The following is a 14,751-nucleotide window of genomic DNA, read 5'->3' on the forward strand; positions in this document are numbered from 1 at the left end:
GCCCAATGTGCTGACATCAATCAGGTTTGCTGTTTTCCAGCGACTCCCAAGAGTTATGACATAGGCCGAGGATTGATTGTGGGGGGATGAAAAATAGTCCTGTGAAATGACTGATATGTCGCACAATCAAGCGATAAATCCGGCATGACTATTCTTATAGCCGGGTATAAAAAGTAACCCAATTGGCTTGTAGCCCTGCAAAAAAAAACCGCACGTTCAAGTGCGGTTTTTCGAAGTCAGACAAAAATTGCCAACCGGTTAATTACTGCTTGTTGAGACTATCCTTTACCCCGGCACTGTTATCGAGCAGGCTCTTGGTAGCGGTTTGCAGAAAGGCTTCGAGGTCCTTTTGCAGTTTCGGGTCGATATCAGTGTGCAAGCGTGTTGCACTCGGCTCGGCACCCAGTTGGTACTCGTATAGGCGTGGTTCAATGTCCTTTGGCTGAATCAAAATTCGCTCAGGCGTTACGATTGCAACTGTCTGCCCACCGCCGGACGGCTTGATCACACCTATGCCTTGATCACCTTCCGGCAAGTTCAGCAGATCACGGCCCCAGCACTGGTGGCGCACCTCACCTCCGAGACGGCCCATGATGGTTGGCACGATATCAATCTGCGTACCGACATTATGATTAACCTTGCCAAACTTCTCTTGGATACCCGGTGCAATCAATAGCAGCGGTACATTGAAACGAAACAGATCCATCTCTGTTAGCTGCTCGTCACTGCCAAAACCATGGTCACCAACGATCACAAACAAAGTGTCTTTATAGTATTTCGACTTCTTAGCCTTCTCGAAAAACTGGCCCAACGCCCAGTCCGAATAGCGCATTGCAGTCAGGTGCTGATCGGTGGAACCGTGACCTGTGACAGGCTCAACCGGTAGGTTTTCAGGCAACGCGTACGGCGTGTGGTTAGACAGCGTTTGCAGCAAGGCATAGAACGGCTTGTCTTTGCCAGCAAAGTTCTTCTCCAGCTCTGCAGCACCACGGTCGAACATATCTTGATCAGACACGCCCCAGGTTTTGTCCATGTAGACCGGGTCAACGAAGTCTTCACGACCGATGAAGTTGGTCATGCCCTGATTGCTAAAGAAACCCGATTGGTTGTCCCACTGAAAGTTACCGTTGTAGACATACAAGTCGTCGTAACCCCGGGCACTGAGCAACTGTGGCAGGCCAGAGAACTGGTGAGCGCCTTCTGGCATGCGCATCAGGTATTCGAAGCTAGGCAAGTTGGGGAAGCACGCCATGGTCGCAAACATACCCTGATGGGTGTGCGTACCGTTAGAGAAGAAGCGATCAAACAACAGACCGTCCTTGGCCAGCTCATCGAAGTACGGGGTGATATTGCCCGGCGCCCCGAGCGCACCAACGAAGTGTCCAGCAAAGCTTTCCATGAGGATCACAACCACGTTTTTCACCGGCAAGGTGTTGTCAGCTGGCGGGGTGAAGTCTCGACGGATTGCTGCAGTGTCAGCATCGACTAGCTTGTCATTCGGCGTCAGCAGCATCTTGCGCACCGCTGCCAATGCTTCTTCGTCGGGCATGGTTGATTTCCATGCATTGTCACGATGCGAGGAAAAACTGGCCCTTGCTGCGGTAACCAACGTCAGCGTACCGTTCAGGCCCAACTGATTAGCGAACATAGAGTCAGTGGTATAAGCATCGCCCCAACGCAATGGCGGGCCTTGACGCAGATGGCCGCGCGCAGCGATGACCGCAATCAACAAACACACAACAAACACCGAACCACGCAGATACCATGCAGGTGCTTTGCGAGGGCCCGCTGTAGAGACACTCGGTCGGCTGAGCAAATCCAGTGCTTTGAACAACTTGGCCAATAACCATGTCGCGACAGCCCAAGCGATCAAATAACGCGCCACTGGAAAACCGTTCCAGATCATGCTCATGACGGTTTTAGTGTCTTCTTCGAAGTACTGGAAAACCAAACTATTCAAGCGCTGGTGAAACTCGCGATAGAAATCCAGCTCGGTAATTCCAAGGAACAAGGTGACGCTGGCAAAGAAGGTTAACCAAGCTCGATGAAAGCCACGAGCAGTCATGGCTTTAACGCTCAGCAGCGACAACAACAACGGCGCGCAGGCATACACCACCAAGCGCAAATCGAAACGAAAACCGTTGTAGAACGCCTCGACGAAAGTAGACACCGGCGCATCATTAATCAGCTCACGGTTATAGACCAGCAGCGCCACACGCAATAATGCGTATATAACTAATAGCGCCACAGCGCTGAGCGCAGTGAAGCCCAAGTGGCTTTTAATCGTCGGTGTGAAGTGCGCCGCGGCAGGTGACTCAGTGCTCGTCTTGTTAACCTTGGTAGCCATGTAGTTCCGAATCCGTTGGACAATCATTTTAAGCTGAAGTCAGCACGTCAGGTTTTTATCTAAATACACATCGAGCCGCACAAAACGCTCGCACGCACGGCAAAAAAACTCGTGAATAGATTCAACGCGGGTAGACACTTACTATTTCGAGATGCTCTTGATAAACGCACAGGCATAATCTTGCTCAACGCGCCTGAACGGTGACGAGAATAAAGCAACCTGTTGCGTTAAAGTGTGAAAATTCCGTCTTTTACTCGACTTTTCAAACGCAGTATCTGCTGCAAATCGTGTCACACTGTAACAACCTGCCCATTCCTGAAAGAGGTTTACACTTTCTGATTTGTTTATAGGACGGGTCAACATGCACAAAAAAGGGCCGAATCAGGCCCTTTTTTACGACTTTAAGAGTTACTCTATACAGTCATTGCTCGGCTTGTTGATTGCTTGCAGAACATACTGCGGCAATGCAAATGCAGCGATATGAATCGCCGGATTGTAGTACCGGGTAACAATCCCGCTGCCGGTGAAACGAGCACATAAAGTTTCCAACGAGACTTTTCGATAAGCCGCATCAGTACTGCCCCACGCGAAGGTCATGCTGCCGCCAATATAGGTCGGTACCGCTGCCATATAAAAATGCCAGTCGCTGAATAAGCCATTCATCCGCCCTGCCGTGGTTTGCACTTCAGAAAGTTGCATGAACGGCGTGCCATTTTGCGTTACCAAGATTCCGCCATCGTTCAGGCAACGTCGGCAGGCTTGGTAGAAGTTGTCTGAGAATAACACCTCGCCCGGACCGATTGGGTCGGTTGAGTCAGAGATGATCACATCGAACTTCTCTTCGGTAGTTGCAACAAAGCGCATACCGTCATCGATGACCAAATTCAGCCGTGAATCGTCATAGGCACCACTTGAATGATTGGGCAGAAACTCTTTGCACATATCGACCACGGTGCCGTCGATTTCAACCATGGTGATGTGCTCAACCGAGTCGTGCTTGCACACCTCGCGCAGCATGCCACCGTCACCACCCCCAATAATCAATACACGCTTGGCCAGACCATGGGCGAGAATCGGCACATGGGTGAGCATTTCATGGTAGATAAACTCATCGGCCTCAGTGGTCTGGATCACACCATCAAGTGCCATCACCCGGCCCATGCGCGCATTCTCAAAGATCACCAAATGCTGATGCTCGGTGCGAACTTCGTGCAATAGTTTATCCATTGCAAAGCGCTGGCCGTAGCCTGGGTAAAGCGTTTCTTGGTAATCGCTCATGGACGTGCTCCTAGCAAACTCAAAACATGACTGGCACACGCTGCAATTGCGAATGCCGAGAAAAAATCGTCGAAATAATGTATCGCGGCAGACCAATATGGCCGTGCGATTGACAGCCATACTGGCGGCCAAATAAATCAAGGCGGCTATTCTACGTTGCGCCATATGACAGGTCGAACCTGTATTACCGATAACACCTGACAAAATAGCCTCGCGGCGTTATTGTCGAGGCATGAAAACCTCCAGCGAATCACCCGTTTCACTGCCTTACAGCGCGCCGTGGCACTGGCAACAATTTCATGCACATTTTGCTTTACGCAAGCTACTTGGCGTCGAGCATCTGAGTGATGACCGCTACACACGCAGTTTCCAGCTGGGCGCACACGCTGGTTGGTTCAGTATTGAGCCGCTAGCTGAGCAAAATGCGCTCAAACTCAGCGTCAGTGAGTCAGCACTCGACGCGATTGATCAACTGATTCCGCGAGTTCGGCGCATGTTTGATCTTGACGCCGATCCGCTGGCGATTGCTCAACACTTCAGTGCTGATCCACATGTTGCTGAGTTGGTCAAACGCAACCCCGGCCTGCGCTTGCCCACTGCGTTTGACCCGTTTGAACAGGCGGTGCGCGCAATTGTTGGTCAACAGGTCACGGTAAAGGCTGCTGTCACAGTCACCGGTCGCTTGGTCAGCCGCTTGGGTGAGCCGTTAAGCGGTGCCAACCCAGAAGGTATTGAGCGCCTGTTCCCATCGCCACAAGCCATCGCCGAGGCGAATCTTGATGGTATCGGCATGCCCGGCAAACGTGTGCAAACGCTGCAATATTTTGCCGGACAAATTGCCAGTGGTGAATTGCAGCTGAGCATGCAACAGGGTTACCTGTCGCTGGTGGAGAAACTCTGCGCCCTCCCCGGCATTGGCCCTTGGACTGCTGAGTACATTGCTTTGCGCGCATTTGGCGAACCAGATGCTTTTCCAGCAAGCGACTTGGGTCTACTTAAGGCACCAGTCTGGGGTGAGCAAGGTATCAGTGCTAAACAACTGCATGCTCATGCAGAAGCATGGCGTCCATGGCGAGCCTACGCGGCAGCACATTTATGGCAAAACTATTCCGAGGTATGAGTGTGTTTTATCGTTATCACGACAGTGCAATCGGCCGCTTATTTCTCAGTGGCGACGATAGCGGCTTGCAACAACTTTTAATGGACGTAGAACGTCACCCATGGACTATCGGCACGGACTGGCAACTTGCGGGCAAACAGTTTGACGACGTCTGCCTACAACTCGATGAGTACTTCGCCGGTCGCCGCAAAAGCTTTGATCTGCGCCTGGCGCCACAAGGCACGGTGTTTCAGCAGCAGGTATGGAAAGCCCTGCAAGACATTCCCTACGGCCAAACCAGCTATTACAGCAGACTTGCCGAGCAGATTGGCAATCCCAAAGCCGTACGCGCCGTCGGCACGGCTAATGGTGCAAATCCAATATCGGTGATCATTCCCTGTCACCGAGTCATTGGCCGCGACGGTAGCCTTACCGGCTATGCTGGCGGCTTGCAACGCAAGGCGCAGTTACTAACGCTGGAAGGCGCTTCATTCCCTGAACAGGCATTGTTGTCGTTATAGCTTGACGTTCCCCCGTGGGCCCATAAGCGCCCAGATAATCAGGCCAATCACTGGCAACAACAGCACCAGAATCACCCATAATATTTTCTTGCCAGTCTCTGCATTGCTTTTGACGATATTGATGATCGCCCAGATATCCAGCACCAAAATTATCAATGCGACAATGTTAGATAGCATGTGCTATTTCCTTGATTTGGGTTACCAAACTGAGCATAGACTGCAATTAAATGACTCCCCAAAACAACCACGCGATAATCTGCGCAAAGCTAAGCTGAGACATTGTCATGACCCCAGCAAACCCAGCAAACGAATACGGCAACGCTGACGCTTCATATCAAGCGGCAGGAGGGATTGATGGCATACGCAAGCTCGTCGATGACTTTTACCTGCTGCTCGACAGCGAGCCGCTAGCACGGGATGTGCGGGCCATGCATTCAGCTAGCTTGGATATGGCGCGTGACAAACTGGCATGCTTTCTCAGCGGCTGGCTGGGTGGCCCCAGACTTTTTAGCGAGAAGTACGGCTCAATCTCGATCCCGGCATTCCACGCTAAATGGCCGATTGATCAAGCGCACAGTGAGGCATGGCTACACTGCATGAAGTTGGCAATAGAACGGCAAGACTACTCTGCAGATTTCGCGCAATACCTGTTACGTCAACTACGGATTCCAGCTGAACGCGTGGTTCAAGCCAGCACTAACCGCCGCGCAGCACAACAATAGCCGCCACGATGTGGCTTCACGCAGGCTTGGGGCTCGGGTCGCCAAGCCTGCGATGCTTTAAGCCTTAACGTGGTCCGCCCTGCTGCTGTAATTGCTGCAAACGTGGATCGTTAGGCGCGACTTGTTGCATGCGCTGATAGTATTCAGCAGCTTTTTCACGATTGCCCGACGTTGCATTCATAAACAACAACGCATACAGCACATCCGGATCATTGGGGTTTAGTGCAACGCTCGCTTCAAGCGCTTTTACCGCTTGCGCCGGACGCTTCATCTGCATGTTGAGCAACCCTTGGTTATAGAGAATGCGTGAATTCTCAGGCAGCGCCTGCGCGGCAATATCCATCCACTTCAGTGCTTCCTCCTGCTGCCTGGCCTCAACCAGCAGCAACGCAAACATATAAGCCAAATTACCGCGATCGCCTTGCGGCATATCTGGCAGCGCCAGGCCTTCGCGCAAGGCGCTGATGGCCTCGCTCTGACGCAGATTGCTATTCGCCAGCGTAACCAAATTGACCCGAGCTGGTGAAAAGTATGGGTCAAGCTTCAAGGCTTGACGATACTGATCAAGTGCTTCCAGCACGCGCCCTTGCCGCTCCATCAGCACTGCAAGATTGAGCCGATTGCCAGGCAGATCGGCATTCGAGCGCAGGCGCTTTTCATAGTCTTGCAAGGCGGCGCTGAAGTCTTCACGACTATCCTTGGGCAGAGCAATCAACGGAATGCCGGCCAGTGCGCGCACGGCTTCATCTCTAACCGCCAAATGCGGGTCATCCATTAGCGGCAATAAGCGCTTAACTCGCTCGACCGGGCTCAGCCCAACAAAACCCGAAGCGGCACTTGCGCGTACCCAAGCACTGTCATCCTTAAGTGCCGGTTCTAAAGCCGAGACGGCTGGAGCCCCCATATTTGCCAGTTGATCAGCAGCCGTTGCACGAACAATTTCAGGTTTACCCAAGTCATTAATCAAGCCGGCCAGTTGGCCAATTGAGTCTGGGTGGCCTTGGCGCACAGCCTGAAACGCCTCACCGTAATGAGTCGGCAATGCGGGTGTACCGAACCAGCCCTTGATTGCATCAGCGGCCCATTTCGGCTTTTGATCGGTATGACATGCCGTGCAGGCATCCGGACTACCGGTAATTTCATCCAGATCAGGTCGTGGAATGCGGAAGCTGTGGTCGCGTCTTGGGTCAACCACCATGTACGTCTTGGTCGGCATGTGGCAGTTGACGCACTGGGCCCCCTCTGAACCCGCCGGGTGATGATGATGCTCGGGACTGTCATAATTTTTCGCCCGCAGACTTGGAAAGCGCTCAGGCGGGGTTTCAGTGTGGCACTGCAAGCACAGACCATTACCTTCAATCTTGACATTACCGCTGTGTGGGTTGTGGCAGTCAGTGCAGGTCACCCCGGCCGCAGACATTTTGCTTTGGGTGAATGAACCATAAACGTAAACCTCTCCGTCAATCTGGCCGTCCGAATGATAAAGATCAGGGCGCAAAGTCGATGGCAGCATCGTGTTCAACAGTGGCTCACCCGGTAGCGGGCCTACGCCCAATGACTGCCGACGACTGTGGCAGCGCGCACATTGTTCTACCTGACCGTGACTCCCTAGCTTTTTGAAGTCGACCGGCAACCCGATATCCGCAGCAATGCTGTAGCTTTGTTCTGTTGATGCTTGCTCTTTAGCCTCGCCGGCCCAATCGACATGCGCCTGGCCCGGGCCATGGCAGCTTTGACAGCCGACATTCTGCTCATGCCATGTGGTCGCGAATGAGTCAGTTTTGTCGTCGTAGTTTTTTTGCAGGTTGCTTGAATGGCAATCTGCACACATCGCATTCCAGTTCTGATAGCGCCCAGTCCAGTGCAATGCATCATCAGGGGTAAATTTCTGCCCCGGATACAGAGAGAACCACCGCTGGCCACCAGCGGCCTTGGCACGAGAATCCCAAGCGATAGTCAGGCTTTGCAAACGACCGCGGTCAAACTCAACCAAATATTGTTGCAGCGGATCATGACCAAAGATGTAGGCAATTTCGAAATCATGGAGCTTGCCGTCTTCGCCCTCAATATTGACGAAATACTTGTGATCGCGCTTGAAAAAACGCGCCTGAATTTCACCATCTTTGAATATCGCGTTATTGAAGTCACCCAACACATTATCTGCAGTGGCTTTGCGCATTGCCCATGCATGATCAGAGTCTTTCCAGTCTTTAACTTGCTGAGTATGGCAACTGTCACAGGCCCCTTCTGGCGCGTAGCCTTCAGCCTGTTGAGCCATAGCCGGTACTGGCGCCTCACCTGCGAATACAGCTGTATTCCCCAACACAACAACCAGCAAACTAATCATGAAAGAGCGAATGTAAAGCAAAGCGTAATCCTTAAATATGCTTGGAGGCGCTAACGAACCGCTGGAACTATTGCGCTAGGGATGCTTGGCAACCGGTGCAGCGTTGTGAAGCTGTTACGAATGCACATCGAGCGCGAGTCGCTTTCAGTGGTTTCTAACCCGTCTGATGATCGCTGCGTCCTGATGCCGATTGAATAGTCACTTCATTGTGTTTGCAAGCATTAAGCAGCAACATTTTCTCAACCAACCGAGCCATGATGAAAAACAACCAAAAACTTGACATTTCATGACAACAACAAGACTATCAGCGCCACACTAACCATTTAACTTTTCAACATATAACAATAAATGGCCCCAACATGAGCGACTTTGCACGCGCCTCCACACTGTCCGGTTATCATGCATTTGCCCTTAGCAAGGGGCTCAACCCGACCGAACTTCTTGCTCAAGCCAAGCTGCCTAGCGATACCCTCAATAGCCAGGAAACGTTGATTTCATATCGCAAGTTTGTCAACTTGCTGAACATTAGCGCCCTAAAATGCAATGACCCTTTATTTGGACTGCACTATGGTCTACACCAAGGCATAAGTGTATTTGGGCCGCTCATTTATTTAATCCGTAATGCTCGCAATGTCGGTGAGGCGTTACGCGACCTTGGTAACTACTTCCACCTGCATATGGGCGCCGCAGAAGTACGTATCGAAGTTCAAGGCAGCCATGTGCTGTTGTGTTATCACATAGAAGAACAAAATCTGCCGGGTTTACCCCAAGCAGCTGAACTGGCTATTTCAGTTGGTGCACAACTTATGCGCACCCTGCTCGGCAGCCGCTGGCAACCGCAAGGTGTACTGCTACAGCATGCGCCACTCGCCAGCAAGAACAGCTATCGACGTGCCTGGGGTGTAACGCCCCAGTTCAACAGCCCTTATCACGCATGGTTATTTGATGCCAAATTACTGGAAATCCCTTTAAGTTCTGCCGATGAAGAACTACACAAGCTGCTGCAAAAACATCTGGATAACCTCGATGAGCTGCAACTCGGTGAACTGCCCGGCTACGTACAGCAGCTTCTGCGTAATTTCTTACCCAATGGTCGCGTCACAATTGAACAGATTGCTGACTTCATGATGCTGAGCACCCGGACCTTGCAACGTTATTTAGCCGAGGAAGGCACCTCATTTCAGAGCTTGCTCGACCAGACCCGGCAATCATTGGCAACGCGCTATCTACGCGACTCATCAACCAGCCTGACTCAACTTGCCGAACTGCTTGGCTACTCTGAGCTAAGTGCTTTTTCACGCGCATTCCAACGCTGGACTGGCGTAAGCCCCCGTCAGTGGAAGAAACAAAACACCAGCCAGCAACTAAACAAACGCTATCGAGTGAGATCACAACGCCTGTAGTATTTACCGCCAAACAAATACTTGACTATTAATGTACGTCTCAGGCAATCAGCTTTACTGTATTTATCTTGCAATAGTCTCTGCACAAAACTCAGTAATGTCACACCCCCGGCGTAGGAGTTATTAACTTTTAGAGTGAGAGTCATAAAACATAACTTCAATTCCAAATATTTTTAGCTCGCAGCCACTAGAACATGCTCTAATTTGCTCAGCAAACTGACCACGACGTTGTTACGCGCACCTATCAAGCGTGTGTTTCTAAGTCCCATGCACGTTTGCATCATTTCTTAAGCCCAGCTGCGTTTACAGGAGTTCCACATGCGTAGATTTATCCTTACCACTCTCGGTATGGCGGTAGCGTGCTCTGCACAAGCTTTCGACCGAATCCCAGAAAAAGATGGCTTCAGTGGTTATGCATACCTTGGCGCCAGCACCAACCGCATGGAAAGCAACACCGTCGCAACGTTGGCCGGAACAGATGTCAGTGACAGCCGGATAGACTCTTTAAACAGCTCCCCGGACAGCAAAAGCTTCAGCAAAATTGTGCCTGCTTTTGGCCTGTCCTATAAATTGCAAGGCAGCCGCACCGTTATCTTCGGCGGTACCGAACTGGAAGACTTCCTGACCCAGGATGGCACCCTTGCTTTGGGTGTGCGCCAGGGCATTGGTCACTTCGGCAATGTCAGCGCCAGCGTACTTGCCTCGACGCCAGTGGAAGTTTGGGAAGATCCTTATCTGGTTAATGGCAAACGCAAAGAAACCGACCGCTCAAGCTCCGGTGCGCGCATGGCTTGGGAACACATCTTTGAGTCTGGTTTCGATGTGACCTATACCCATCGTAAGGTCGAGATCGACGACGAAAACAGCGGCGATGCATTGGGCCTGACTTCGGCGCAGCGCAGCTTGCTTGATCGTGAAGGCGATGAGTCCAAACTCGACGTGCGTTATGTATGGGGCATTGGCAGTGACCACATTGTGATCCCAACCCTCAGCTACATAAATCGTGACCTTGATGGCGATGCCATGGCCATGGACGGTTATCAAATGGAGCTTAACTATGCTTACACCGGTTTTGACCGCTGGGAGCTGGTGACCAATTTGACAGCCGGACATTTGGAAAGCGATGACAGCAACCCGATCTACGACAAAAAGGCCGACTTGGATCGCATGGGTATTTCCTTTGCCGCGACCTACAAAGAGCCGTTTGGCATGAAGAATTGGCGTGCTCGAGTTGTTGCCAACTACGGCGAGGAAGACAGCAATATCGACTTCTACGACACCAGTATCAAGAGTCTTAGCTTAGGTATGCTCTACAACTTCTAGGTTGCAGCCTAAACGCTCCGGGCAAGTGCGGTATGACACTTGCCCGGCTCTAGCCTAATTCAAAGCAACGACTACCCGGCCAACCATCTGACCTTCGAGCAGTTTTTCCAGCGCTTGCGGGACTTGCTCAAGGCTGACCTCAGTCACCAAGCTGTCTAAGGTATCGAGCTTCCACTCGCTTGCCAGCTTATTCCAGACTGCTGTCTTTACTGCCAGCGGCAATTCAACTGAATCGATACCTAATAAGTTGACCCCGCGCAAAATAAACGGCAATACAGTGCCGTTCATGTCTACACCCGCAGTTAAACCACAGGCCGCGACGCTTGCGCCATAGCGCAGTGATTTGATCACGTTGCATAGAATCGCGCCGCCAACCGTATCAACAGCCGCTCCCCATTGCTCTTTAAGCAGCGGCCGCTCAGTGCCTTGCTGTAAATCACTGCGTAACACCACCTCGGTAGCACCAAGCGCCTTGAGAAAATCACTCTGCCACGCTTTACCCGTTGAGGCCGTAACGCTGTACCCCAGCTTGGTCAGCAGTGACACCGCAACCGTGCCAACGCCACCGGTTGCACCTGTGACTAATATCGGCCCAGACTCTGGACGAACGCCCACCGACTGCAACTTATCAATACACAACGCAGCAGTCAGGCCGGCAGTTCCCAGAACCATAGACTCACGCAGAGTCAAGCCTTGCGGGCATTTGATCGCCCAAGCGGCAGGAATGCGAATGTATTCAGCCAAACCTCCGGAGGTATTCATACCGAGGTCGTAACCGGTGACGATCACCTCATCACCGTCCTTGAAACCGCTCACAGTTGAGCGTTCGACAATACCTGCAGCATCGATGCCCGGGGTATGCGGAAAATGCCTGGTCACCGCCTTGCTGCCACTGGCTGACAATGCATCTTTGAAGTTTACCGATGAGTACTTAACTCGAATCAACAGGTCGCCAGCCGGTAAGTCGTTGATGTCGCGCTGGACAACAACTTGCTCAAATTTACCGTCAGCGCCCTCGCGCGCAACCAAAGCATTGAATGTACTCATCGCAACTCTCCAAAACTACGTTATCAGCTGCTGTTAGCTGGGGTTAACCGGCACACAGTTATTGCGCCAGCTTAGTACGACTAATAAGTAACCAGGTTTTGACAGACCAATTTACATTAATCTCTACCAGAAACGTTGCTGAGTCAGGCGGCTTAGCCAGTTCAGCACAAAACGGTCAAGCGCAACACTTGCGCCCATCCCGATGCGCTCTTGCAATGTCTTTTTCTGGGCAAAATGCAGGTGAAACAATTCAGCGTGTTTCGCTCTGTTTGCCAGATATTCATCACTGGTTTTCAGCTCGTCAACCAGCAGTTTTTCCTGCGCAGCCATGCCTAGCCATACTTCCCCGGTGGCAATGGCATCAATATCAAGCTGCGGGCGATAACGCGAAACGAAGCCCTTGAACAACTCGTGTGTAGATTGCAAATCTTCTTGAAACTTCTCCCTGCCTTTGTCGGTATTTTCGCCAAACACCGTCAAGGTGCGCTTGTATTCGCCGGCAGTGAGAACTTCAAAATCAATTTCATGTTTTTTCAGCAGACGATGCACATTGGGTAACTGGGCAACTACACCGATAGAGCCGAGAATCGCGAATGGTGCAGAAATAATCTTCTCGCCAATGCACGCCATCATATAACCGCCGCTGGCTGCGACCTTGTCAATGCAAATGGTCAAGGGCACACCTGCATCCCGAATACGCACCAGCTGTGACGAAGCCAAGCCGTAGCTGTGGACCATTCCACCACCACTTTCAAGACGTACAACAACTTCATCCTGAGCAGTCGCGATACTTAGCAAAGCGGTGATTTCATGACGTAGATTATCGGTAGCCGAAGCTTTGATATCACCGTCGAAATCCAACACAAAGACGCGAGGCTTTGTCGAAGGGGATTTCTTTTCCTGCTTGGCCGCTTTGGCCTCAGCCTTGTGCAATTGCTTTAGCTGATCCTTATTCAGCACCGACTCTTCGAGGCCATGACGCAACTGCTTATAAAAGTCATTGAGCTTTTTAACCTGCAACTGCCCCGGCGCACGCCGCCCCTTACTACGTGCCGCACCCATGGCTAGAAGTACAACTAAAACTGCAACAACCAAAGTAACTGTTTTGGCCAAGAAACCTGCGTAATCAGCAAGAAAATCCACGTTATTCCCTCAAAATAGAGTCAACACTACAGCGCACAGGGCTCATCCGAATCAGTTGTCGGAAGCAGCTTAGTGGCAGATCGATCAAGCATACCGATCTCCCCCGATAACGCCTAGGGAGTGGGTCAAACCCAATCACAACAACTAATGCCAACCCATACAGCAACGCAGAGGTACTAGGCCAGGCGCACGGCATCCGCTATTACAGTGGAACAGCTGCGGGATAGTTCGATTACCCAGCAACTTCGCAGCGAGGGAAGCACTGCAACACAGAGATTCAAACAAGCGTATGTTTTTTCGTTGACAGCATCCCTGTGAAGCTCATACCCTCGCTAAACTTCAACGTACCTGGATACCAGCGCACGTGGGCAAAATTTACCTGATTCGACATGGCCAAGCCTCCTTCGGCAGTGATGATTATGATGTGCTGTCGCCGATAGGAATCCGTCAGGCTGAGATAGTAGGCGCGCATTTGGCCGCCCAGGGCATTCGCCTTGATCGCTGCATCAGCGGTAACTTACGTCGCCAGCAACATACAGCCAACTCAGCCATGGCTGAGTTGAGCAAGTCGGGTTATGCAGCACCGCAATTACAAATTGATTCAGCGTTTAACGAGTTTGATGCCGAAGCGGTTATTCGCGCTCTGCTCCCGGACATAGCAGCGGAGGAACCGCAAGCGCTGGAGATATTACGCAACGCCAAACAGCAGCGTAACGAATTTCAACGTCTGTTTGCCCTTCTGATCGGTCGCTGGATCAGTGGTGAGCACGACAAACCGGAGCTTCAAAGCTGGTTCAGCTTTGTTGCCCAAGTTGAGCAAGGCCTCAACCGCTTGCTGGAAACCGCGCACGACAAAGAAAGTATTGCCGTATTTACCTCAGGCGGCACAATCACCGCCCTGCTTCAGCTGATCACTGGTATACGCCCGGATAAAGCTTTTGAGCTTAACTGGCAAATCGTTAACAGCTCGCTGAGTTGCCTGAGGTTTCGCGGCAAACAAGTGAGCCTGGCTTCCTTCAACAGCAATGTGCATTTAGCGCTGGAGAAGACCCCAGAACTCATCACTTATCGGTGAGTTCTAAATACATGCGCCTAGGCGCAATAAAACTTGAAAATAAAGGAATACACCATGAGCGTTGCAGACATCGTCCAATCCATGAATTCCAAGTTCAACGCCGATGCAGCCGCGGGCCTGGACCTGGTTTTCCAGTTCAACATCGAAGATGGCGAGAACCACTACCTGGTCGTTAAAGACGGCACCTGCGCCGTTCACCAAGGCGAAAGCGATGACGCCAACGTGACTCTGATCATGGACACTGAAACCCTGAAAGGCATCACCAGCGGCGAAACCGACGGTATGCAAGCGTTCATGGCTGGCAAACTACGCGCCGAAGGCGACATGATGCTGGCAATGAAACTGGGCGAACTATTCCCAGTTTGATAGCTGCTTGATGACCGGCTGAGCCAAGTGACCTGTTGCTCAAGCCCAGTTATCAAGACTGTTATGCAGATATCTGTAAA

At 51.6% G+C, this 14,751-nt stretch carries 13 protein-coding genes; 7 read left to right on the forward strand and 6 right to left on the reverse strand.

Annotated elements, in window-relative coordinates:
• Positions 1-262: 262 nt before the first annotated feature.
• Complete coding sequence (locus ACN0UH_RS12690) at positions 263-2,347, reverse strand: LTA synthase family protein (protein WP_417662380.1); 2,085 nt, start codon at positions 2,345-2,347, stop codon at positions 263-265.
• Between the two features lie 408 nt (positions 2,348-2,755).
• Positions 2,756-3,625, reverse strand: coding sequence for a polyamine aminopropyltransferase (speE, locus tag ACN0UH_RS12695; protein ID WP_417662381.1), 870 nt, complete (start codon positions 3,623-3,625; stop codon positions 2,756-2,758).
• 232 nt (positions 3,626-3,857) lie between these two features.
• On the opposite strand from speE, the gene ACN0UH_RS12700 reads away from it, so the two are divergent.
• Positions 3,858-4,745 (forward strand): DNA-3-methyladenine glycosylase family protein, encoded by an 888-nt coding sequence (locus tag ACN0UH_RS12700; protein ID WP_417662382.1) that lies wholly within the window; start codon positions 3,858-3,860, stop codon positions 4,743-4,745.
• A 2-nt stretch (positions 4,746-4,747) separates the two neighbouring features.
• Positions 4,748-5,245 carry a methylated-DNA--[protein]-cysteine S-methyltransferase gene (locus tag ACN0UH_RS12705; RefSeq protein ID WP_417662457.1) on the forward strand — a complete coding sequence of 166 codons (498 nt, stop codon included), beginning with the start codon at positions 4,748-4,750 and terminating at the stop codon, positions 5,243-5,245.
• Here ACN0UH_RS12705 and ACN0UH_RS12710 read toward each other — a convergent pair.
• The gene (locus tag ACN0UH_RS12710; RefSeq protein ID WP_417662383.1) at positions 5,240-5,422 is read right to left on the reverse strand and encodes a PLDc N-terminal domain-containing protein; all 183 of its coding nucleotides are present in this window, start codon (positions 5,420-5,422) and stop codon (positions 5,240-5,242) included. The genes ACN0UH_RS12705 and ACN0UH_RS12710 overlap by 6 nt on opposite strands.
• A gap of 107 nt (positions 5,423-5,529) precedes the next feature.
• Between ACN0UH_RS12710 and ACN0UH_RS12715 the strand changes: the two genes are divergently transcribed.
• Complete coding sequence (locus tag ACN0UH_RS12715; RefSeq protein ID WP_417662384.1) at positions 5,530-5,967, forward strand: group II truncated hemoglobin; 438 nt, start codon at positions 5,530-5,532, stop codon at positions 5,965-5,967.
• Between the two features lie 64 nt (positions 5,968-6,031).
• On the opposite strand, the gene ACN0UH_RS12720 is transcribed toward ACN0UH_RS12715, so the two are convergent.
• Positions 6,032-8,314 carry a tetratricopeptide repeat protein gene (locus ACN0UH_RS12720; protein ID WP_417662458.1) on the reverse strand — a complete coding sequence of 761 codons (2,283 nt, stop codon included), beginning with the start codon at positions 8,312-8,314 and terminating at the stop codon, positions 6,032-6,034.
• 359 nt (positions 8,315-8,673) lie between these two features.
• Here ACN0UH_RS12720 and ACN0UH_RS12725 point away from each other — a divergent pair, with 359 nt between their 5' ends.
• Together ACN0UH_RS12725 and ACN0UH_RS12730 are read left to right on the forward strand one after the other, a co-directional pair.
• Positions 8,674-9,717: an AraC family transcriptional regulator gene (locus tag ACN0UH_RS12725; RefSeq protein WP_417662385.1), complete on the forward strand. Its 1,044-nt coding sequence runs from the start codon at positions 8,674-8,676 to the stop codon at positions 9,715-9,717.
• A 318-nt stretch (positions 9,718-10,035) separates the two neighbouring features.
• Entirely contained in the window at positions 10,036-11,040 is a 1,005-nt protein-coding gene (locus tag ACN0UH_RS12730; RefSeq protein WP_417662386.1) for a DUF2860 family protein, read from the forward strand.
• A 54-nt stretch (positions 11,041-11,094) separates the two neighbouring features.
• Here ACN0UH_RS12730 and ACN0UH_RS12735 read toward each other — a convergent pair whose 3' ends face one another.
• Positions 11,095-12,087, reverse strand: a complete 993-nt coding sequence (locus tag ACN0UH_RS12735; protein ID WP_417662387.1) for a YhdH/YhfP family quinone oxidoreductase — start codon at positions 12,085-12,087, stop codon at positions 11,095-11,097.
• Between the two features lie 123 nt (positions 12,088-12,210).
• Positions 12,211-13,230: a protease SohB gene (sohB, locus tag ACN0UH_RS12740; protein ID WP_417662388.1), complete on the reverse strand. Its 1,020-nt coding sequence runs from the start codon at positions 13,228-13,230 to the stop codon at positions 12,211-12,213.
• A 364-nt stretch (positions 13,231-13,594) separates the two neighbouring features.
• Here sohB and ACN0UH_RS12745 point away from each other — a divergent pair, with 364 nt between their 5' ends.
• Positions 13,595-14,305 (forward strand): histidine phosphatase family protein, encoded by a 711-nt coding sequence (locus ACN0UH_RS12745; protein ID WP_417662389.1) that lies wholly within the window; start codon positions 13,595-13,597, stop codon positions 14,303-14,305.
• A gap of 54 nt (positions 14,306-14,359) precedes the next feature.
• On the forward strand, positions 14,360-14,671 hold the full coding sequence (locus ACN0UH_RS12750) for an SCP2 sterol-binding domain-containing protein (RefSeq protein WP_417662390.1): 312 nt from the start codon (positions 14,360-14,362) through the stop codon (positions 14,669-14,671).
• The last annotated feature ends 80 nt before the right edge of the window (positions 14,672-14,751 follow it).

The organism is Pseudomonas sp. (assembly GCF_048265905.1).
In the GTDB taxonomy this organism is placed as follows: Bacteria; Pseudomonadota; Gammaproteobacteria; order Pseudomonadales; family Pseudomonadaceae; genus Aquipseudomonas.

What these genes read in the sequence shown, in the direction of transcription:
- ACN0UH_RS12730 (WP_417662386.1), top strand. Translation starts at nt 10,036, where the DNA reads ATGCGTAGATTTATCCTTACCACTCTCGGTATGGCGGTAGCGTGCTCT.
- ACN0UH_RS12720 (WP_417662458.1), bottom strand. Translation starts at nt 8,314, where the DNA reads ATGATTAGTTTGCTGGTTGTTGTGTTGGGGAATACAGCTGTATTCGCA.
- ACN0UH_RS12750 (WP_417662390.1), top strand. Translation starts at nt 14,360, where the DNA reads ATGAGCGTTGCAGACATCGTCCAATCCATGAATTCCAAGTTCAACGCC.
- ACN0UH_RS12710 (WP_417662383.1), bottom strand. Translation starts at nt 5,422, where the DNA reads ATGCTATCTAACATTGTCGCATTGATAATTTTGGTGCTGGATATCTGG.
- ACN0UH_RS12690 (WP_417662380.1), bottom strand. Translation starts at nt 2,347, where the DNA reads ATGGCTACCAAGGTTAACAAGACGAGCACTGAGTCACCTGCCGCGGCG.
- ACN0UH_RS12700 (WP_417662382.1), top strand. Translation starts at nt 3,858, where the DNA reads ATGAAAACCTCCAGCGAATCACCCGTTTCACTGCCTTACAGCGCGCCG.
- ACN0UH_RS12725 (WP_417662385.1), top strand. Translation starts at nt 8,674, where the DNA reads ATGAGCGACTTTGCACGCGCCTCCACACTGTCCGGTTATCATGCATTT.
- ACN0UH_RS12735 (WP_417662387.1), bottom strand. Translation starts at nt 12,087, where the DNA reads ATGAGTACATTCAATGCTTTGGTTGCGCGCGAGGGCGCTGACGGTAAA.
- speE (WP_417662381.1), bottom strand. Translation starts at nt 3,625, where the DNA reads ATGAGCGATTACCAAGAAACGCTTTACCCAGGCTACGGCCAGCGCTTT.
- ACN0UH_RS12715 (WP_417662384.1), top strand. Translation starts at nt 5,530, where the DNA reads ATGACCCCAGCAAACCCAGCAAACGAATACGGCAACGCTGACGCTTCA.